The sequence below is a fragment of the Endozoicomonas sp. ALB032 genome (assembly GCF_049310125.1).
Classification (GTDB): domain Bacteria; phylum Pseudomonadota; class Gammaproteobacteria; order Pseudomonadales; family Endozoicomonadaceae; genus Endozoicomonas_A.
Window position 1 is genome coordinate 1043465 of sequence record NZ_JBLYNW010000001.1, and the last position, 19837, is coordinate 1063301.

Annotated in this window: 19 protein-coding genes and 1 pseudogene; 6 read left to right on the forward strand and 14 right to left on the reverse strand. The window is 48.3% G+C overall.

The window, feature by feature from the left end; translation table 11 throughout:
- Window positions 1-26: 26 nt before the first annotated feature.
- Together ACO6VG_RS03035 and ACO6VG_RS03040 are read right to left on the reverse strand one after the other, a co-directional pair.
- Window positions 27-959 (reverse strand): LysR substrate-binding domain-containing protein, encoded by a 933-nt coding sequence (locus ACO6VG_RS03035; protein WP_422135527.1) that lies wholly within the window; start codon window positions 957-959, stop codon window positions 27-29.
- A 43-nt stretch (window positions 960-1002) separates the two neighbouring features.
- A complete protein-coding gene (locus ACO6VG_RS03040; protein WP_422135528.1) occupies window positions 1003-1704 on the reverse strand; it encodes an aspartate/glutamate racemase family protein in 702 nt (233 codons plus the stop codon).
- Between the two features lie 222 nt (window positions 1705-1926).
- Between ACO6VG_RS03040 and ACO6VG_RS03045 the strand changes: the two genes are divergently transcribed.
- The 3 genes and pseudogenes from ACO6VG_RS03045 to ACO6VG_RS03055 all read left to right on the forward strand — a co-directional run bounded on the left by ACO6VG_RS03045 (window position 1927) and on the right by ACO6VG_RS03055 (window position 3571).
- Window positions 1927-2637: a hypothetical protein gene (locus tag ACO6VG_RS03045; protein WP_422135529.1), complete on the forward strand. Its 711-nt coding sequence runs from the start codon at window positions 1927-1929 to the stop codon at window positions 2635-2637.
- 69 nt (window positions 2638-2706) lie between these two features.
- Window positions 2707-2841, forward strand: a pseudogene (locus ACO6VG_RS03050) (YqaE/Pmp3 family membrane protein); the annotation flags it as partial.
- A 70-nt stretch (window positions 2842-2911) separates the two neighbouring features.
- The gene (locus ACO6VG_RS03055) at window positions 2912-3571 is read left to right on the forward strand and encodes a DUF2959 domain-containing protein (protein WP_422135530.1); all 660 of its coding nucleotides are present in this window, start codon (window positions 2912-2914) and stop codon (window positions 3569-3571) included.
- 79 nt (window positions 3572-3650) lie between these two features.
- Here the strand turns inward: ACO6VG_RS03055 and ACO6VG_RS03060 are convergent, their stop codons facing one another.
- From ACO6VG_RS03060 to ilvC, 3 genes are all read right to left on the reverse strand, one after another.
- Entirely contained in the window at window positions 3651-4502 is an 852-nt protein-coding gene (locus ACO6VG_RS03060) for a DMT family transporter (RefSeq protein ID WP_422476251.1), read from the reverse strand.
- A gap of 147 nt (window positions 4503-4649) precedes the next feature.
- Window positions 4650-5582 carry a DMT family transporter gene (locus tag ACO6VG_RS03065; protein ID WP_422135532.1) on the reverse strand — a complete coding sequence of 311 codons (933 nt, stop codon included), beginning with the start codon at window positions 5580-5582 and terminating at the stop codon, window positions 4650-4652.
- 326 nt (window positions 5583-5908) lie between these two features.
- Window positions 5909-6925 carry a ketol-acid reductoisomerase gene (ilvC, locus tag ACO6VG_RS03070; RefSeq protein WP_422135533.1) on the reverse strand — a complete coding sequence of 339 codons (1017 nt, stop codon included), beginning with the start codon at window positions 6923-6925 and terminating at the stop codon, window positions 5909-5911.
- 185 nt (window positions 6926-7110) lie between these two features.
- Here ilvC and ilvY point away from each other — a divergent pair, with 185 nt between their 5' ends.
- The gene (ilvY, locus tag ACO6VG_RS03075; RefSeq protein ID WP_422135534.1) at window positions 7111-7974 is read left to right on the forward strand and encodes an HTH-type transcriptional activator IlvY; all 864 of its coding nucleotides are present in this window, start codon (window positions 7111-7113) and stop codon (window positions 7972-7974) included.
- A gap of 23 nt (window positions 7975-7997) precedes the next feature.
- Here ilvY and ACO6VG_RS03080 read toward each other — a convergent pair whose 3' ends face one another.
- The 7 genes from ACO6VG_RS03080 to ACO6VG_RS03110 all read right to left on the reverse strand — a co-directional run bounded on the left by ACO6VG_RS03080 (window position 7998) and on the right by ACO6VG_RS03110 (window position 14627).
- Window positions 7998-9191, reverse strand: a complete 1194-nt coding sequence (locus ACO6VG_RS03080) for a hypothetical protein (protein WP_422135535.1) — start codon at window positions 9189-9191, stop codon at window positions 7998-8000.
- A gap of 86 nt (window positions 9192-9277) precedes the next feature.
- Window positions 9278-9538, reverse strand: a complete 261-nt coding sequence (locus tag ACO6VG_RS03085) for a hypothetical protein (RefSeq protein WP_422472682.1) — start codon at window positions 9536-9538, stop codon at window positions 9278-9280.
- A 665-nt stretch (window positions 9539-10203) separates the two neighbouring features.
- Window positions 10204-10695, reverse strand: a complete 492-nt coding sequence (ilvN, locus tag ACO6VG_RS03090; RefSeq protein ID WP_422135537.1) for an acetolactate synthase small subunit — start codon at window positions 10693-10695, stop codon at window positions 10204-10206.
- Window positions 10695-12413, reverse strand: coding sequence for an acetolactate synthase 3 large subunit (locus ACO6VG_RS03095; RefSeq protein WP_422472683.1), 1719 nt, complete (start codon window positions 12411-12413; stop codon window positions 10695-10697). Before ACO6VG_RS03095 ends, ilvN begins: the two co-directional genes overlap by 1 nt.
- 1303 nt (window positions 12414-13716) lie before the next feature.
- Window positions 13717-14016: a hypothetical protein gene (locus ACO6VG_RS03100; RefSeq protein WP_422472685.1), complete on the reverse strand. Its 300-nt coding sequence runs from the start codon at window positions 14014-14016 to the stop codon at window positions 13717-13719.
- Between the two features lie 78 nt (window positions 14017-14094).
- Window positions 14095-14367: a type II toxin-antitoxin system YafQ family toxin gene (locus ACO6VG_RS03105; protein ID WP_422472687.1), complete on the reverse strand. Its 273-nt coding sequence runs from the start codon at window positions 14365-14367 to the stop codon at window positions 14095-14097.
- Entirely contained in the window at window positions 14367-14627 is a 261-nt protein-coding gene (locus tag ACO6VG_RS03110; RefSeq protein ID WP_422135541.1) for a type II toxin-antitoxin system RelB/DinJ family antitoxin, read from the reverse strand. Before ACO6VG_RS03110 ends, ACO6VG_RS03105 begins: the two co-directional genes overlap by 1 nt.
- A 199-nt stretch (window positions 14628-14826) precedes the next feature.
- Here ACO6VG_RS03110 and ACO6VG_RS03115 point away from each other — a divergent pair, with 199 nt between their 5' ends.
- Window positions 14827-15087, forward strand: coding sequence for a phage portal protein family protein (locus ACO6VG_RS03115; protein WP_422472689.1), 261 nt, complete (start codon window positions 14827-14829; stop codon window positions 15085-15087).
- Window positions 15088-15255: 168 nt separating this feature from the next.
- The gene (locus ACO6VG_RS03120) at window positions 15256-16170 is read left to right on the forward strand and encodes a tyrosine-type recombinase/integrase (protein WP_422472691.1); all 915 of its coding nucleotides are present in this window, start codon (window positions 15256-15258) and stop codon (window positions 16168-16170) included.
- A 496-nt stretch (window positions 16171-16666) separates the two neighbouring features.
- On the opposite strand, the gene ACO6VG_RS03125 is transcribed toward ACO6VG_RS03120, so the two are convergent.
- Together ACO6VG_RS03125 and ACO6VG_RS03130 are read right to left on the reverse strand one after the other, a co-directional pair.
- Window positions 16667-19585 carry an ankyrin repeat domain-containing protein gene (locus tag ACO6VG_RS03125; protein WP_422472693.1) on the reverse strand — a complete coding sequence of 973 codons (2919 nt, stop codon included), beginning with the start codon at window positions 19583-19585 and terminating at the stop codon, window positions 16667-16669.
- The gene (locus ACO6VG_RS03130; protein WP_422472695.1) at window positions 19582-19815 is read right to left on the reverse strand and encodes an ankyrin repeat domain-containing protein; all 234 of its coding nucleotides are present in this window, start codon (window positions 19813-19815) and stop codon (window positions 19582-19584) included. Before ACO6VG_RS03130 ends, ACO6VG_RS03125 begins: the two co-directional genes overlap by 4 nt.
- Window positions 19816-19837 lie beyond the last annotated feature (22 nt).

Here is a 19837-nt window from a genome sequence, read left to right on the forward strand (position 1 = left end):
TGAAAGGTATGGATACTGCATAACCGCTAGGAGCCTGACAGGGAATAGACTTCCATCAGTTGCCATCCTGACTCACAACGCTGGCTCAACTCAGTCCATAACCTTTCAGCTCTGGCATGCAGCCGAACTGTGTTTCGGTAAAGCAGAATTTCTATAGAGCCCGTCCAGTCAGCTCTTTCAGAATAGGGAACCAGCTGACCAGACTTCAGCTCATCCTGTACGGAATAATCCGGTAACCAGGCAACCCCTTTGCCTTTAAGAGCCATTTCCTTGAGCAGGTTGGTCAGGGAAGACTCCATTACCGTCTGAAAGAGTACGGGAACGTCCGATGCACTCAACAGACTATTGACCTTGCGCCCCATAAAAGCATTGGGGCTATATCGGAGTAAGGGTACAGTGCCAGGATCACTATCAGAAAACATTGGTTTTCCCTGAGCATCAGGCAGACAAACGGGCAAAAGACGCGTCATCCCCAGTTTCAGATATTCAAAGGGCGGCTGCATTAAAGCGTCAACATTGAACGCCAGGAGAAAATCACAATTACCTTCCTGCAGCGCCTCTACCGCGAGATCAACATCAATGCTTTCTACTCTGGTTTGCAGTAATTGCTCATCTTCACTCACCTGCTGAATCAATTCCGGTAACAAAGTCACCGACAGGGAATGAGCTGCAGCAAAGTCAATGGCCTGCCCGGAGACGACACCCTGTAACTGACCCAGACCCTCTTCCATTTGACGAAGCAGGTTCCTGGCCGTTGTTCTGAACAAACGCCCTTCCGGAGTCAGTTTGATGGGAACCGTTCCCCTGTCTACCAGCTCAAAACCGACCGTCTGTTCCAGAGAACGAACTCTTCGACCAAAAGCAGGTTGTGTGATGTTTCGAAAATCAGCAGCACGGGAAAAATTTCTCAGCTCGGCCAATGCCAGAAAATCTTCCAGCCACTTGGTTTCCAGATTCATTCAGGCACGACTCCCAGACTTCAGTTCAACTTACCCCCGCTCCTCAAGCAGCTTCTTTCTCTTCCTGCTGACTGTACCAGTCAACACAGGCTCCGGCTAACAGCGCTGTTGCATCAATGTACTGTCCGGGATTTGTTTTCACAACGTCGGCAAGACCTACAGGAATTTCTGTGCAGCCCAGAATAACCGCTTCAGCGCCCTGACTAACCAGATCATCAAAAACCATTTTCATACACTGACTGCCCTGCTCCAGACGCCCTGCCTTAATATCGTAGATGGCATCCATCATCAGCGTTTGCATTCCCTGCTCAGGTATCAGACATTCACGACCATCGTTCTCTATCTGCCGTTGGTACATTATGGCTGAAACCGTAGCGCTGGTCGCCATAACACCTATTTTGCGCAGATTATTTCGTCGGATATGTTGTTCAACACAACTCAGGATACTGATCATTGGAATCCGAGCCTGTTTTTGCAGCTTATCAAACCAGAAATGTGCAGTATTACAGGGAATCACTGCACACTGGGCACCGCCTCGCTCAAGACTTCTCAAACCTCTCAGCAAGGCCGGAAAAGGGTCCTCGCAACCTTCAAGAATGCAGGCACTGCGATCTGGAATCTGAGGGACATTATGCACCAGCATGGGCAGGTGCTCCTGATCCTTACTGGCTTGTGTCAAAGCAATGATTTTCTGCATAAAGTCTACGGTAGCCAGAGGCCCCATTCCGCCCAGTACTCCTAACACGACATACTCCGTTTAATTGGTGACTGCAAGATTAGCAATATCACTAGAAACTATGGTCATATAATTACGACTCCCAGGGAGCTTGTGAAATGCCTAAAGCGAAGGATTAATGCCGAAATGGCATGGGGAGGAAGGCAGATAAAAATATAAGGTTTTACTTATTGGAATTAACTTCTTATAACAGGAAACTATAGAATTCCATTACCAACCAAATTGATAGCTATGAAAAGAATTACAATGGTTGTGGCCATGAAACAGGAAGCAGCGCCACTCATTGAGAAACTGGGCCTGGCCGAAACAGACGACACAAATCCCCTGCTACCCTGCAAAACCTTTGCGGGTGAGTATAAGAATCTGAACATCAATCTGATTACCAACGGTTCCGACTCAGTTCACGGTGTAGAAAATGTCGGTACCCAGCCAGCAACCCTGGCGGCATACGAAGCACTTCGCCTCTTGTCACCGGACCTGGTCATCAATGCCGGAACCTGTGGAGGTTTTTCCGACAAGGGCTGTAAAGTTGGTGACGTTTATATTGGCGAGCGTATTCGTTTCTTTGACCGTCGTATCCCCATGGGCGAACATTACGAAGCCTACGGCGACGGTAATTTTCAGTGCCAAGTGGCAGTGGATCTGGCCCGAAAACTGGATTTGCCCACCTCTGTTGTCTGCACCGGCAACTCTCTCGATATGAGTCCGACCGATGAAGCCATTCTGCGTCAGGAACCTATGGTCAACAAAGAGATGGAAGCCGCAGCCATTGCCTGGGTAGCTTCCCATTACCAGACGCCAGTGGTTGCGGTAAAATCGGTGACAGACCTGATGGACAGTAAGCATGGCACAGCAGAAGAATTCGCTTCCAACCTGGCCCTGGCCTCCAGAAATCTTCAGGAAGAAGTGCTGAGACTGCTTGATCTTCTTGCTCAGCAATAAACTACTAAGTACCTGGCCAGTTGGTTTCGCATATTCTGGCTGCAACCAAAACACACTCAGGGAGACGTTATGCGTTATTTTCTGGCAATACTTTTGCCACCGATAGCCGTTCTTTTATGTGGCAAGCCGGGTCAGATGATCCTTAATATTATTCTGACCCTGCTGGGTTGGATTCCCGGAATCATTCATGCCCTGTTTGTTGTTAACAGTCACCTGGCAGACAAGCGCAACCAGAAAGTCATTGACGCCATTAAAAATCAGGAAGATTAGCGCTATGTTCTCAGCATTCCGGGCAGGAATACCCGTCCTGCTGCTTATTTTGTCGGTCTTTCTGACAGGCTGCCAGAGTACTTATTACAGCGCCATGGAAAAGGTAGGCGTTTACAAGCGCGAGATTTTGGTGGACCGCATCAAGAGCTCTCAGGCCGCTCAGGAAGAAGCTCAAGAGCAATTCAGCTCAGCGTTGGAACAGTTTCGCAGCGTCGTCAATTTTAATGGTGGTGATCTGGAGGCGCTTTATGATCAGCTTAATGCTGAGTTCGAGGACAGCGAAGCTTCTGCAGATAAGGTTCGTAAGCGCATCCGGGACGTTAAAGATGTCTCGGAAGCACTCTTTGAAGAGTGGGAAGCAGAGCTGGAACTCTATTCCAGCGGCAGTCTTCGTCGTGCCAGTCAACTGCAGCTGAATGAAACCCGTCATCAGTACAAAAAAATGCTGGCCAGCATGGAACAATCAGAAAAGCGCATGCAACCGGTTCTGAATGCCTTCCGGGATCAGGTTTTGTATCTGAAACACAACCTCAATGCACGGGCTATTGCGGCACTCAAGGGTGAATTTGGTGCCATTAAGCTGGACATTGATCGCCTGCTAAGAGATATGCAGCGCTCCATTGATGAGTCACGCAAGTTCGTTGCCACCTTGCAACAGTCATGAGTGATCGAAGCAATCTTGCTTCACTTTGGGTGGGGAAAGATTGCTCGGGAGTCTAACCCGGACTGTCTGTTGAAGAATATTACCTACTGCTTATCCACAACCCCATAAAGATCAATCCTGCCCCTATCAGGTGGAACTGATAAAGCGTCTGCCCAAGAATGGGAATAGCGAGCATAGCTGAAAACACGGGTATCAGAAAGTGAAACATGGCTGCAGTGCTTGGTCCCAGCACAGACACGCCGAAGTTCCAGAAAAGAAAGGCGACCAGAGTAGCAAACAAAACCTCGTAAATGATTACATAAAGTGCATCCTGGCTAATGGAGAAGCTGCGCTCAGATGCAGGCTCCCAGAGATAGAAGGGCAAAAGGAACATCGCCCCAATTCCGATTAGTGTGGTTAGCAGCTGAGCCTCGGATAAAGGCAGTTCAAAACGCTTGAGCAAAACGGTATAAAGACCCCAGCAGCACATAGCAAGAAACATGATCATGTCTCCTCTGCCAAAATCAAGACTGACCAGCATTGACCACTCTCCTTTACTTAAAATCGTGAGTAGTCCGGGAATTGCCATTCCCATACCGAAAAGCTGCCTTTTTTTAGGAAAAACATGCAGCAGAGGAACCGCCAGGATCATTGTAATGACGGGCAGAATCATCTCAATCAAGGCCAAAGTCACTGCCTGTGTGGATTCAGCAGCGATGTAAAGCAGTGTGTTAGCGCAGAAAATGCCGAGGAACCCCAGGACCAGCAGTTGATAGCGACCTTGAAAGATTACCTTTCTCTGTTGAATCAGTTTCTTGCCGGTAAACGAAAACAGGATCAGAAAAGCCAGAGTCCACCGCCAGAATGACAATGCGATGGGAGGAATGCCTTCTACACTCATCTGGTTTGCAACAAGATTCTCTCCCGCCCAACAGAGAGTCGCTAACACCACCGCCAGTATTGCCAGAATGTTAGAATGAGCAATCAAATGGACGATTTTTTCTCTCAAGTTACTGCTCCAAAAAAATATGTCTGTGATCTTTTAAACCTCTTGAATCATTGGCACTGGCTTAAGCCCTTATCTATTCACATAGGGAGTCTAACCCGGACTGTCTGTTGAAGAATATTTCCTGTTAGTTATCCACAATCCTGTAAAGATCAACCCTGCCCCTATCAGGTGGTACTGGTAAAGCGTCTCTCCAAGGATGGGAATAGCGAACATGGCTGAAAACACAGGGATCAGGAAGTTGAACATAGCCGCATTATTTGCCCCGAGTAAAGACACGCCGAAATTCCATGACATATAGGCGACCAATGAAGCAAAAAGAACTGAGTAACTGATCAGAAAAAGTGCTTTCGGACTCACGGTAAAGCCACCTCTCATCGATAGCTCCCAAAGGTAAAAAGGCAAGAGGATCACCACCCCAATCCCGACCATTATGGTCAACAGATGAGCCCCGGACAAAGGCAATTCAAAACGCTTGAGCAAAACCGTATAAGAGCCCCAGCAACAGGTAGCGAAAAGCATGATTAAATCTCCCCTGCCAAAGTCCAGGCTGGCCATCGATGACCATTCTCCCTTGCTGAAAATCGTCAACAGTCCCGGAATAGCCATTCCCATACCAAACAACTGCCTTTTTTTAGGAAAAGTCTTCAACAGAGGAATAGCGAGAATCATAGTAATCACGGGCAGTGCTATTTGTATCAGGCCCAGGTTTACCGCCTGTGTGGATTGAGCTGCGATATAAAGCAATGTGTTAAAGCAGGTAATGCTGAAGAATCCCAGGATCAGTAATTGATAACGACTCTGAAAAATCAGCTTTCTCTGCTGAATCAGTTTCTTTCCGGTAAACGAAAACAGGATCAGAAGAGTCAGAACCCACCGCCAGAATGACAGCGCGACGGGAGGGATATCTCCCACACTAATCCGGCCCGCAACCAGGTTACCCCCCCAACAGAGTGTCGCTAAGACCAACCCCAGTATTGCCACAATGTTAGGTTGGGTCTTCAAATGGGCAATTTTTTTTCTCAAGGTACCGCTCCAGAAAATTTGCCGACTGTCTCTTAATTCACAACCATCGCAACTATTGTAAAATGCGCTCCGGAAATAAAGAGACTAGAGCTTTAACTGTATCTCTGCCCGAAATAATCATCATCCGTTAGCCATTATTCAAAATTCGATCATGAATCGATTTATGGCTGGCTTCCTATGCCTGGCAGACATTGTTCGTTTCCCGGGAGCTTCCATAGTCGCGAAGTAGACTAATTTACGAACAGCGTCATCAATCAGAAAAACTTGTGCTTTTTAAACTAAAAAAGGCGCACAAGGCGCCTTTTTTGAAAAGTTGATTTTAACAATCAGTTCTTATCTTTATCAACCAGCTGATTCTCGGTGATCCAGGGCATCATTTCACGCAGCTTGGCACCGGTCTTTTCGATTGGGTGAGCAGCATTGTTACGACGATAAGCAGTCATGGACGGATAGTTCATTGCACCTTCAGTGATGAATTTCTTGGCGTACTCACCGTTCTGGATGTCTTTCAGGGCTTCACGCATAGCCTTACGAGATTCATCGTTGATGACTCTTGGGCCGGTTACATACTCACCATACTCGGCATTGTTGGAGATGGAGTAGTTCATGTTGGCGATCCCGCCTTCGTACATCAGGTCGACAATCAGCTTCAGCTCATGCAGACATTCAAAGTAAGCCATTTCAGGAGCATAACCTGCTTCGGTCAGTGTTTCGAAACCGGCCTTAACCAGCTCTACCGCACCACCACACAACACAGCCTGCTCACCAAACAGATCGGTTTCGGTTTCATCTTTGAAAGTAGTTTCGATGATACCGGTACGACCACCACCTACGCCACAGGCGTACGACAGGGCCAGATCTTTAGCCTTTCCGGAAGCATCCTGATAGATAGCAACCAGATCAGGGATACCGCCGCCTTTAACAAACTCGGAACGCACAGTGTGACCCGGTGCTTTAGGGGCAATCATGACAACGTCCAGATCGGCGCGAGGAACAACCTGGTTGTAGTGAATAGCGAAACCGTGAGCAAATGCCAAGGTTGCACCCTGCTTCAGGTTAGGCTCAATTTCGCTCTTATACAGCTGAGACTGGAATTCATCCGGAGTCAGGATCATGACCAGGTCAGCCTGGGCGACTGCAGCAGCCACGTCCATTACCTTTAGGCCTGCAGATTCGGCTTTGGCAACAGAAGCGGAGCTCTTACGCAGACCAATGGTGACATCTACCCCGGAGTCCTTGAGGTTATTGGCATGGGCATGACCCTGAGAGCCATAGCCAATAATGGATACTTTCTGACCACGGATGAGGGAAAGATCACAGTCTTTATCGTAATAAACTTTCATGATGGACTCCTGAATAAAACGCCCTGGATTATCTTTTCTTGTCCGGGCTGAAAACGTTGATTTGGAGATTAAAGCAGACAGATCATTTCGTAAAATGATATATTTGCAATATAACGTTTCATATTACGAAACAGCTTTGAGCAAAGGTGAAAAACCGCCATAAGTGAGGGTGAAAAACGATCATTATGGATCTGAAACCACTGAGGCATTTCCTAAGTCTCGCTGAAACGCTCCATTTCGGCCGTGCCAGCGCAGCCTGCCATGTCAGCCCATCTACCCTGAGCCGAAGCATTCAGCATCTGGAAAATAATTTGGGGGTATACCTGTTTGAACGGGACAATCGCAGTGTCAGCCTTACCGCAGAAGGCATTAAGTTCGAGAGATATGCACGGGAAACCCTGATTCAGTGGTCAGCGATTCGCAACGAATTGATAGCCGAATCGAAAGAGTTGAAGGGTGAGATCAGTGTATATTGCTCCGTAACCGCCAGCTACAGCTTTCTATATGACATTCTCAAGCGCTTTCGACAACGCTATCCGAGCATTGAAATAAAGCTTCATACCGGCGACCCTGACTCAGCCATTGACCTGATCACCTCTGGAAAAGAAGATATAGCCATTTCTGCCCGCCCGGATAATTTATCCTCGGAGATTCAGTTTCACAGCATCGGACTTTCCCCGCTGGTCTTCATAGGCCCTGCTTCGGGAGAAATTTCTACCCCAGGGACGGTTGAAGAGTGGAGCAGAACGCCCATGATCCTGTCAGAAAAAGGTATTGGGCGACAGCGGGTTGATTACTGGTTTTCAGCCAAAGGCATCAAGCCAAAAATATATGCCCAGGTCGCTGGTAATGAAGCCATTGTCAGCATGGTCAGCCTGGGATTTGGAGTCGGCGTAGTACCGCAGATTGTATTGGATAATAGCCCACTGTCTGACAAGGTTAAGATTCTGAATATCACCCCCTGGCTGGCTGCTTATGATGTGGGACTCTGTGTGCTGGACAAGAAACTCAAAAGTCCATTGATTCGGGCCTTCTGGGAGCTGCTTTAGTCGATTTTCTGAGAACAGCCCTATCAGTTCGATGTCCCGCCTGAGTCCAGATCAAAAGCCTCCATCAGGTCCAGTTCAAATCGATTGTTTTTTGCTTTCTTCATGACCACTTTATTTTCGGCAATCCAGGGCTTGCCCAGACACCAGGCTACAAGGGTCTCTCCGTGATGAAATATAAGAATCTTGCTTCCTGTATTATGGTTACTCAGAAGGTAGGGAGTCACTTGTCCTGCACTCCAGGAAAAATTTTTGAAACGACAGCCCCCGGTCACTGAGTCACAAGGTACATGCTCAGTCCAGACAAGCTTCTGATGTTCTGGCAGGAAGATGTCGTATTGCCGCGGCTGCCACCAACTAATCCTCTTCAGTTTATAACCGGGTTGATCCGTTACCACTATTAATTCCTGATCAGAGTCGCCATAAAGAGAACTCAACATGCGAAAGTCATAATTGGCATTAAATAGATAAGCGACACTGCTTTGTAAATGACCACCAATGACTGTACTTGGTGTCGATTCGTCGGAGGTAATTCCTTTTGCTTCTCGCCAGTCGGGCACCAGAACCACCGGGATTGAGCTATTGTAGTAAGCGGCAAAATAGGAATGCCAGTCAATAAAGCGGTCCAGCCAGTTCTGACAGACCGCGCGGCTATCAAGATAATCGTCTGCAGATTTATGGAATGCCTTGAAGGTTCTGCTACCAGTATTTATGGCTTCACAGTTGCTGGCGATCAGGGATGAGTAGTGCAGAAAACCAGAAGGCACATCTGCCGGTTTGGCCTGAGTGAGATTCTTCCATCTCTGAAAATCCTTTTCAAGATGACTGAACAGGCTATTCAGTCTCTGCTCAATCACTGCCTTAGGGCCATTCCCCCAGTACTCTACATCAGACAGCTTAACGAACTCTGGTTCTTCTGTATTACCGATCAGCTTACTGGTAACAATCCAACGGTTAGTTTGATAATTTACCACGCCTATAAATAAAGGGTGGGCAGGGTGGCCTGTAGCTGCCTGTTTTTTACTGACATAAAAAATGAATTCATCTTCCCTGAACACATAATACGATATTCCTATTGTCACTCCTGCCAGAATCGCCAGCCCCACGATAGTGTCTTTGTATAACCTCATCCCGGCCTGAAGATGAGAGTGCCCGGAAAGCGCAAAAAACACGACGAATGCCTTTAAAATATTCTTCCGTCCAACCAGATATCCAGCCATCGATATTTCCAGTGCATGATTTAGAATGCCATCCAGTATAGATAATTACAGAACAACTTCTGTTTAAAGAATACGGTTCAGGAATGCTACTCGAAAAAGAGTCTCTGAAATTGAGCAGACCATCCCGACTGGGGGATGTTATAAACGGCTGAGTTCGTCGTGTCGAGGTCAAACGCTTCGGTCAGGTTCAGCTCAAATCGATTGTTTTTTACTCGCCTGGAAACCACCTTATTTTTGGATGACCAGGGTGTACCCAGATGCCAGGCGACAAGGGTCTCACTATGATGAAATTTGACATCCTCCCCGCCGTGAAGAGGCTGTCGCAAAACTCTGGTTCCCGCCTTCACCCCCGTCATTCCCCGATTTCATTCTCGTCATTCCCGCGAAGGCGGGAATCCACACTGACTCTCCACCAGAACCATACTGCCCGGTGTCCTCCTGGCCTTGTCATCCCCGAGAAGGCAGAGATCCACACTTGGCGCTGGATTCCCGCCTTCGCGGGAATGACGAACTCAGAGCATGGGAACGAGTCCTTAGAGTTTTGCGACAGCCTCTGAACGACGGGGATTCCTACAGCTAGACGGTCACGCCCGACCGCAGTGTACACCTTACCCAATATCGGCATACACCTTATTCGACAATCTGCTCTACCTTTCGGATTGTTAAGAAACACGGGCAGAAAGCGGAAGGTATTTTACTTCTCCTGTCAGGTAGCGTAATCGCTAAAAACACCTGACGGATAGCAAAATAGCACAAGGGGTTTGCTCTGCAAGCCGAGCTTTCATCCCCGTCCTCAAAGTACGGGGTTTTACGCTCATTCGATAAGTACCTTTAAAATATTCAGCCGTCCAATTCGGTCTCTGACCATCAATAGGTCCAATTCGTGATTTATAACGCTAGACAGTATAGATAACTTTAGAACCGCTGCTTTTAAAAAGAAGACAGGTTAGAAGAGAAAGTCTCTCCGGTCAGAGCCGGAGAGCTATCAATATGAGAGGAGTTAAAAGAAAGGTTACAAACTCAAAACTTTCTCGCCACGGGCAATGCCCGTAGTACCACTACGAACCACTTCCAGCACCTGAGCCTGGCCGATGGCGGCAATGAAGCCATCCAGTTTCTCTTGGGTACCGGCCAGCTGAATGGTATAAACCGAGCTGGTGACATCGACTATCTGACCTCTGAAGATATCCGCTGTGCGTTTCACTTCAGCTCTCAGCGGACCGCTTGCACGAACCTTGATCAGCATCAGCTCACGTTCAACATGGTGACCTTCGGTCAAATCCACCAGCTTGACCACATCAATGAGCTTGTTCAGCTGCTTGGTAATCTGTTCAATCACCTGTGGATTACCGGAAGTGGTCACTGTCAGACGAGACAGTGTCGCATCTTCCGTAGGTGCAACGGTCAGGGTTTCAATGTTGTAGTTACGCTGGGAAAACAACCCGACAATGCGTGACAGAGCACCCGGTTCGTTTTCTACCAGTACAGAGATAATCCGTCTCATCAGGTTCTCTCCGTCTTGCTGAGCCAGAGGTCACACATGCCACCATCCTTGATTTGCATCGGATAGACATGCTCATCGGGATCTACCTGAATATCCATGAATACCAGACGATCTTTCAGAGAGAAGGCTTTTTCCATCGCAGGCAGCAGATCCTCCGGGCGGGTGACTCTTATACCCACATGGCCGTATGACTCCGCCAGTTTAACGAAGTCAGGCAGAGACTCCATGTAGGAGTGAGAGTAACGGCTGTCATACTGCATATCCTGCCACTGTCGTACCATACCCAGTGCCTGATTATTGATATTGATCACCTTCAGGTGTAAATCGTATTGCAGGCAGGTTGACAGTTCCTGAATATTCATCTGGATACTGCCTTCACCGGTCACACAGGCAACCTGTTCTTCAGGGAAGGACAGTTTGATACCCATGGCCGCTGGCAGGCCGTAGCCCATGGTGCCAAGACCACCGGAGCTGATCCAGCGATTTGGCTTGTTAAACCGATAATGCTGGGCAGCAAACATCTGATGCTGACCTACGTCGGTGGTCACAAAGGCATCACCTTTGGTGACTTGATAAAGGGACTCAATGACCTGCTGGGGCTTGAGAATGCCGTCACTTTTTTCATAAGTGAACAGACCTTTTTCTCTCCAGGAATCAACGCTTGCCCACCATTCGGCAAGAGCAACACTGTCCTGAGAGCCCTGATATTCGTCTATCTGGGCAAGCATGTTTTCCAGAACAGCATCGACCGGACCCACGATGGGGATGTCAGCCACAACGTTTTTGGAAATACTGGCCGGATCAATATCAATATGGATGATCTTGGCATTCGGACAGAACTTTTCAGTGTTATTGGTCACCCGGTCATCAAAACGGGCACCCACCGCCAGAATCAGGTCGGACTCATGCATGGCTTTGTTGGCACAATAGCTGCCATGCATTCCCAGCATCCCGACAAACTGACGATCAGACCCCGGAAAACTTCCCAGACCATTCAAAGTATTGGTTACCGGTACGTCCAGCTTTTTGACCAATTCTGTCAGCAACTCTGAAGCCTGACCCAGAACCACTCCACCACCGGCATAAATAACCGGCCTGCGAGCCTTCATAAGCAGTTCAACCGCTTTGCGGATCTGCCCGTTATGACCCTTGGCGGGCGGGTTGTAAGAACGGATTTTGACCTTTTCCGGATACTTGTATTCGTATTTTTTAGTCAGGTCGGTGATGTCCTTGGGAATATCAACCACCACAGGACCGGGTCGTCCAGTCTGGGCGAGATGAAACGCCTTGCGGATAACCTCCGGAATATCTTCAGCTTTCTTCACCAGGAAGCTGTGTTTAACGATAGGTCTGGAAATACCCACCATATCCACTTCCTGAAACATGTCAGTCCCGATAAAGGTGGATGGCACCTGACCTGAAATCACCACCATGGGAATAGAGTCCATGTAGGCTGTGGCAATACCGGTAATCGTATTGGTAGCCCCCGGCCCGGATGTCACCAGTGCTACTCCGGGCTTACCTGTAGCCCGCGCATAGCCGTCAGCCATATGGGTAGCCGCCTGTTCGTGGCGCACCAGAATATGGGTGACTGCTTTTTGTCTGAAAATCGCGTCATAGACGTGCAACAGGGCTCCACCAGGATACCCATAGATGTACTCTACCCCTTCATCAGCCAATGAACGGACTACCATGTCCGCGCCGGATAAAAGCTCCACGTTTGCTTACCCTCGGCAGTACTAATTATTAGAAATGAATCGGCTTGACGCCGCTGAGCTAATGCTCATTTACAGCCCATGCTGCCTGAGCGGTTAGGGACTCCGGCCTCTCTTTTTTGACAGCGTACAAAGCAGTACACACTGTATTCAAGGCCTCAACATTCCTGTATGGGTAGGGTCAGGAATCTGACAGATGACGCCCGGCAAGGCTCATCTGCCAGCATTCCAAGGAATGCTCTTATCAGGGAATGGATAAGTCCCCCGGATTGTCGCATAAACCCCTGAGTTCACCTGATCAGGTAGTCCCAGGAGGACACATTCTTTACCTTCAATGAAGCAGAGTCAATAGCCCGACAGAGCAGAATTACGGAAATTGCTTACATTTTAGTGGTAAAGATAAGTATTCAAGATAATCACCACCCCGTCACTCACCCTCTGGCTTTAGCTCAACATCCAAACTCGAACGACTGCGAACGTTCAACCTCAATGAAGTGCGGAATGACACATGATCCGTCATTAGGTAACAACGGTCGAGTAACGCTTGTTACAGTAATTCCAAGAAACCCATCATAGCCCCTACCATAACGACAATCAGTGTCGCCCCAAGATGGGCATACAAACCAACCGCTGCTTCCCCAAGAGTCAACAGCCACAGTACAAACTTCTTTATTCTTTGGGTTAGTAAAATTGCCAACCGCATTACCCTCATGACAAGCCGTCCAAGTCAATTTTTCATGTCTAATGTATAAAAAAGACACAGGGCAATTTTTGTCATTAACGTACGGAATGCATGGATCCGTAGGCAGAAAATTGTCAGATCCATAATCAATTTTACAGTTACAATCATCTTGAGAAACACCGACACAACCAGACGGGCAATTCGTAGATACTCCATATTCATCAACATATATGTCGCATATTGTCTGTGTGCGTGGAACAAAACATGTAGCATATTCCATTTCACAGTCAATCCACTCTAGATCTTTACAATCAAAAAAAACATTAGCAGTGCCTTCAAAACTAAATGAAATGTTAGATGGACATTTTGCAACTCCATCTTTGGTAGTATTGACAGATCGGTAAGACTCATCAGCAGCAATGAGGTAACTGCCTGTGAGCTAATAATTACAATTTGTAATAAAACATAGAGGCAAGAAGTTTTCATAATAAATGCCCTGATCAACTACAAACAAGCCATGAAAAATAAACAGGATTGACTTGCCGGGCTCAGTATAGCCGCATAACCCCTTAAATCAGTGGTTGCCGACATGCAATCCACTGGATTTTATTGTTAGGTGGCGTGTTAGTTGTTGGGGAGGTGTTGACGGATGAGTAATTCTAGTTGTTCTATTTTTTCGTCGCTACGTTTAAAGCCTGCATAGGTGGCTTCAGTAAGAGCACCAATGGCAGCTTTAATTTCTGAGAGTTCACGGTCATGCTGTGCAAAGAGCAACCGATTTTCCTGCTGGTACTCTCGCATCTCCCGTCTTGTTGCCAGTATCTCTTGGTGTGTATCACCAGTGATCTCAATGAGACTACGAACTGCACTATCCAGTGAGTCAAAATGTGACTCAAGTTGCTCTATCCTAACTTCTAACGACATCGGTACTAGTCTCGTTGTGAATGGAGTAACCAGCATAGCAGAGACTGGCACAGAGACACCTAACATAGGGTTATGTTGCTACCTAAACAATTCAGAATGCGACCCCAGACGCTCAAAGAATATTTTATCTTCTACCACTGCATAGATTAATAACCAGTCTGGCTCTATGTGACATTCTCGATAGCCGCGATAGTTACGAGTCAGGGAATGGTCTTTGTATCTCGCTGCAAGTGGTCTATCTTCTATGAGCCGATCTGTGACTTTCTTTAATTTTGAGCAATCTTTACCCTGCTTCTTTGCTTTTTTAACGTCCCTTTTGAATTGATTCGTACTGACTGGCTTTAGCATCATTAAATATCCAAGTCATCGTACATTTCCTGAGCGTTTTCGTAGTGCGTTAAACCTACTCCTTTCTCTGTGTCGTCAAAGGCTTTAAGGGTTTCTTCATTAGGTATACGAACATCAAAAGGTAATCCATTGCACAAACCTACTTGCTTATAAAACAAGGTGATTGCATCTGTTGCGTTCAGCCCCAGTTTCCTGAATATCGCTTCTGCATGTTCCTTCACATCAGGCTCTATTCTGGCTCGGATCATTGCGCTTTTGCTCATTTTTAAGTACCCCATGCATCATATTGTTCTGTACAGTGTCATTGTAGATCATTTGGGGTACAGTGCAAACGCAACATACCAAACGCTTCCAATTCGTGGCTTCGCCACCCGACCGCCCTTCGGTCGGCGTCTGAAGCTGAGGGATATACTGCACACTCGGTATAATATCATTAACAACCGTACCACGAAGCATACTATCATGGCAGGGAAGCAACTCTCGGAGAAATCGCAAAGGCCTACCAAGGCCTACCATGGCATCCATATGGCCAAGGCTCATACGTCACTGCCACTGTTATTGTCACTGTCAAACCCTGACACTGTCTTACAACAACGAGGCCGTGACCTAAAGCTCTATGAAGAGATCCTGCGTGACGATCACGTCAAGTCCTGCTTCCAGCAAAGACGTCTGGCTGTCACTCAGTCAGAGTGCCAAATCGTATTGGGGACAGAAGTTCAATAAACTTGCTCAGTTACATGGAAGACTGACAAGACTCGATTCAGCGGCATAGCCTTTAAATCAGTGGTTGCCGATGGGCAATCCACTGGATTTTATTGTTGAACCAAGCCGCTACGCGGCAAAAAAAACTCTCAATATTGTCTAATAATTCCTGATACCACATCAATTCTGATGTGTCTTAATAACAGGAATACTAAACATGAATTCAACCGAAAAAAACAGTTCGAAGAGCTTTACCAAAAACACCTGACCGCACTCAAGCTACAAGGCAAAAGCAAGTCCACCATTGATCTCTACAGCCGCCCGTTAAGACGTCTTGCCAGCTATTTTAACTGCTGCCCTGATACGCTCAACACGGATGACCTTAAAACCTACTTTGCGGATCTGATCGAAAGCCACTCACGGAGTACGGTAAAAACAGATCGCAACGGCATCCAGTTCTTCTATAAACATGTGCTCAACAAACCGTGGAAATTCATTGATATCGTCAAGCCCCCTTCGGTCAGGCGACTGCCGGATATCCTGACCTCAGCAAAGATCGCCCGGCTACTCAACAGCTGCCGGGAATCCCATATTCACACCTTTATTCTCGTTACTTACAGTATGGGACTCAGGTTAGGAGAGGCATTGAACCTTACTGTCAATGATATTGACTCAGACAGAATGAGCGTTCATTTAAGACAGTGCAAAGGAGGCAAAGATCGTTACGTCCCACTGCCAACCCAAGCACTCGCGGCCCTGAGAACCCATTGGAAAACCCACCGAAATCCATGTTGGGTATTTCCGCAAGGCCGGGATAAAGCAGAAAAACACTTAGCACAAAAGCCGATGAATCGCTCGTTACCCCAAAGAGCCATGAGGAAGCTAGTCAAAGAATGCCGGATTAACAAGGAAGTCAGCATACATTCCCTGAGACACAGCTTTGCCACCCACCTTCTTGAGAAAGGTCTCAGTCTTAGGGTTATTCAGGACATCCTCGGCCATATGCGCCCGGAAACCACCGCACTGTGGGGTATTTTTGGTGGCCAGGATCAGTTCGTAACTCATCAGCAGATAATTGGCGTAAAGCCATGGCCAGGAAATTGATTCAATGATGGTTGTTTTTAGCTCGCAACCGATTAATCTACCTTGTTTCTCATCGGGCGTTAAATCTGATTCTGTATAGCCTTTTGTGTGGGCAATGTCCTGCAAGGTGCCCGACAGTGTGTACTGGTCAGGGGTTATAAAAACGCTCTGGTTTGGAGACACTGTTTTCTGTTCAAGCTCGACAACAAAACGTTTTGTCAGCGCTTGAGCCTGACAGACGACGGACAGTACCATTAACAACAGTGGTGCTGCATAGAGTGAGTGTTTAATCATTCTATCCCTGCATTTTGGCATAGAGAGAGGAAGGATAGATCAAGGAAATAACGCAAGTTATGCAGTTAACCGTTCTCTCAACTGCCCCGGAGAAACATTCAGCCCTGCCGCATAAACTGTGGTGCTGAGGTGAAAGTGATCCAACTTCACTTTCTCTATGACTATAAAGTCTGCTGTGAATAAGATAACGCCTTTCTTTTGTTCCCTGTCTTGCCTCTGTTACCTACCTTGCCCCGGCCTCGGTCAGGAGTTTCACGATGTCGGTATAGCCCTTCCAGGCAGCAATGATCAGCGGGGTGGAACCATTCTTATTCCGGGCGTTGAGATCCGCTCCGGCTTCGATCAAGATTTTCACACAGTCGGTATTGCCTTCCGCAGCAGCAATGAGCAGCGGGGTCGCGGCATTCGACGTGGCAGCGTCAATATCCACCCCGGCGTTAATCAGGACTTTCACACAGTCAGTGTTATTTTCCTGGGCAGCGATGAACAGTGCGGTGCCGCCACTATTACCCCGGGCGTTGAGATCCACTTTGGCCTCGATCAGGAGTTTCACGATGTCGGTATGGCCATTCTGGGCAGCAATGATCAGTGGGGTGGTGCCATTTTTATTCCGGGCGTTGAGATCTTCCCCGGCCTCGATCAGGAGTTTCACGATGTCGGTATAGCCCTTCCCGGCAGCAATGATCAGCGGGGTGGAACCATTCTTATTCCGGGCGTTGAGATCCGCTCCGGCTTCGATCAAGATTTTCACACAGTCGGTATTGCCTTCCGCAGCAGCAATGAGCAGCGGGGTCGCGCCATTCGACGTGGCAGCGTCAATATCCACCCCGGCGTTAATCAGGACTTTCACACAGTCAGTGTTATTTTCCTGGGCAGCGATGTACAGCGCGGAGGTGCCATCTTTATTTCGGGCGTTGAAATCCGCTTTGGCTTCGATCAGGAGTTTCACGATGTCGGCATGGCCATTCTGGGCAGCCTTGAACAGAGGGGTGGTGCCATTGTTAGTCTGGGCGTTGAGATCCGCTCCAGCTTCGATCAAGATTTTCACACAGTCGGTATTGCCTTTGGCTGAAGCAATGATCAGCGGGGTGGTGCCATTCGTCATGGCAGCGTCGAGATCCGCCCCGGCGTTAATCAGGACTTTCACACAGTCGGTATTGCCTTTGGCTGAAGCAATGATCAGCGGGGTGGTGCCATTCGTCATGGCAGCGTCGAGATCCGCCCCGGCGTTAATCAGGACTTTCACACAGTCGGTGTTATTTTGTTGGACAGCGATGAACAGTGCGGTGCCGCCATTCTTAGCCCGGGCGTTGAGATCTACTTTGGCCTCGATCAGGAGTTTCACGATGTCGGTATGGCCATTCTGGGCAGCAATGATCAGTGCGGTGGTGCCATTCTTATTCCGGGCGTTGAGATCAGCCCCGGCCTCGATCAGGAGTTTCACGATGTCGGTATAGCCCTTCCCGGCAGCATTGATCAGCGGGGTGGAACCATTCTTATTCCGGGCGTTGAAATCAGCCCCGGCCTCAATCAGGAGTTTCACGATGTCGCCATGGCCATACTGGGCAGCGATGGTCAGCGGGGTGGCGCCATTGTCAGGCCGGGCGTTGAGATCCGCCCGGGCTTCGATCAGGATTTTTACGCAGTCAGTGTTATTTTCCTGGGCAGCGATGTACAGCGGGGAGGTGCCATCTTTATTTCGGGCGTTGAAATCCGCTTTGGCTTCGATCAGGAGTTTCACGATGTCGGCATGGCCCCTCTTGGCAGCGATGATCAGTAGGGTGGCGCCATTCATGGTCCGCTCATTGAGATCCGCACCGGCGTTGATCAGGCATTCGACGACGTCCCTGTGCCCCCGGATGGATGCCAACATCAAGGCAGTACGACCATTATTCATAACGGCATTGACATTGACTCCTTCTGCCAGTGACTTCTCCACCTGATCCAAATCCCCCTCAAAACAGCCACGATAAAACGCCGGATCGGGAAAAAATTTATCCGGGTGAGATTCACCGGTGTTCTCATTCACCATAGGCATCGGATTTTGCCGGCACATTGCACACCGGCGAGAGCCGATGGGGCGTTGAACAAAACACCTCGTAATACAGTCCAGATCGAAGCGCTTGCCACAACATTGGCTTTTGACGACCACAAGCGCTACATCACGGTAATGGAAGTGAATCATACAAATAGGACAGGGATCGGACTCCGGCGGTACGTCAGTGTCCACGGAGACGGCGGGGCGGGGAATGCCATCCATGAGTAGTACATCTGTGTTATTCACATGGCCTGCGCACTCCGGGCAGTGTCCATTGTCCAAATGTGGGCATGAGCTTTGTCCGGGCGTTGCTGCTGTGTGGCCTGTCGAATTTGCTGCGGAATTCATCGGCCATTCAGCAGACTCACTGCTATCGGATGATGGTCGGAATTGACAGACGCCATGACAGGGAGAGACAAAACAATCTAAACCCAAACTATGCTGATGCTGCTGTGAGCCTCCGCTACCATCGGCAGAGTCAGAATCAGAATAAAGGAAGTTGCTGAAAGAGCCTGTAGGATCGGCGGTGGCTTCCTGAGCCTGCTGCCCAGAAGACTCTGATGGCGGGTGTTGTTGCTGGTTATTGCCAGAGCCGGGCACCGTAATGATGGCTGCCAACGGGTGATCCTGACGCAGCCCTTTTAGTTTCATCGTATTATACGACGGCGAATACATATCCAAATAACTTTTTAAAAGCGAACCGAAAGCGACAACCATTTCTACAGGTAGCCATGAATGCGAGGTGGAGCTCAGTGGGGTATTTCTGGTGGTCAGGATCAGTTCGTAACTCACCAGCAGATAATTGGCGTAAAGCCATGGCCACGGAATTGATTCAATGACCTTTGTTTTTAGCTCGTAGCCGCTTAGTCTGCCTTGTTTCTCATCAGACGATAAATCTGATCCTGCATAGCCTTTTGTGTGGGCAATGTCTGAGAAGATACACGACAATATATGAAGATCAGGTGTTACAGAAAAGTTCTGGTTTGGAGAACCTGTTTTCTGTTCAAGCTCGATAACAAAACGTTTTGTCAGCGCTTGAGCCTGACAGACGACGGACAATACCATTAGCAACAGTGGTGCTGCATAGAGTGAGTGTTTAATCATTCTATCCCTGCATTCTGGTCATCCACCGCCTCTACTCCCCACAGTGCCCCGGCATTGATCAGCAGGTTCATGCAGTCAATATAGCCCAGCCTGGTTGCGATGGGCATCAGGGTGTCGCCATTTGACAAGACGGCAGTGACATTCGCCCCGGCGTTGATTAGGAGTTGCGCGCAGTTGGCATCGCCCATCTCGACTGCGATGAACAAAGGGGTGGTGCCACCAGAAGGCAAGGCGGCGTTTTTATACCCGCCT

Coding starts and splice junctions, on each gene's coding strand:
- ACO6VG_RS03035 (WP_422135527.1), bottom strand. CDS start 959: ATGAATCTGGAAACCAAGTGGCTGGAAGATTTTCTGGCATTGGCCGAG.
- ACO6VG_RS03045 (WP_422135529.1), top strand. CDS start 1,927: ATGAAAAGAATTACAATGGTTGTGGCCATGAAACAGGAAGCAGCGCCA.
- ACO6VG_RS03055 (WP_422135530.1), top strand. CDS start 2,912: ATGTTCTCAGCATTCCGGGCAGGAATACCCGTCCTGCTGCTTATTTTG.
- ilvC (WP_422135533.1), bottom strand. CDS start 6,925: ATGAAAGTTTATTACGATAAAGACTGTGATCTTTCCCTCATCCGTGGT.
- ilvY (WP_422135534.1), top strand. CDS start 7,111: ATGGATCTGAAACCACTGAGGCATTTCCTAAGTCTCGCTGAAACGCTC.
- ACO6VG_RS03080 (WP_422135535.1), bottom strand. CDS start 9,191: ATGGCTGGATATCTGGTTGGACGGAAGAATATTTTAAAGGCATTCGTC.
- ilvN (WP_422135537.1), bottom strand. CDS start 10,695: ATGAGACGGATTATCTCTGTACTGGTAGAAAACGAACCGGGTGCTCTG.
- ACO6VG_RS03100 (WP_422472685.1), bottom strand. CDS start 14,016: ATGTCGTTAGAAGTTAGGATAGAGCAACTTGAGTCACATTTTGACTCA.
- ACO6VG_RS03105 (WP_422472687.1), bottom strand. CDS start 14,367: ATGATGCTAAAGCCAGTCAGTACGAATCAATTCAAAAGGGACGTTAAA.
- ACO6VG_RS03110 (WP_422135541.1), bottom strand. CDS start 14,627: ATGAGCAAAAGCGCAATGATCCGAGCCAGAATAGAGCCTGATGTGAAG.
- ACO6VG_RS03115 (WP_422472689.1), top strand. CDS start 14,827: ATGGCAGGGAAGCAACTCTCGGAGAAATCGCAAAGGCCTACCAAGGCC.
- ACO6VG_RS03120 (WP_422472691.1), top strand. CDS start 15,256: ATGTGTCTTAATAACAGGAATACTAAACATGAATTCAACCGAAAAAAA.
- ACO6VG_RS03125 (WP_422472693.1), bottom strand. CDS start 19,585: ATGATTAAACACTCACTCTATGCAGCACCACTGTTGCTAATGGTATTG.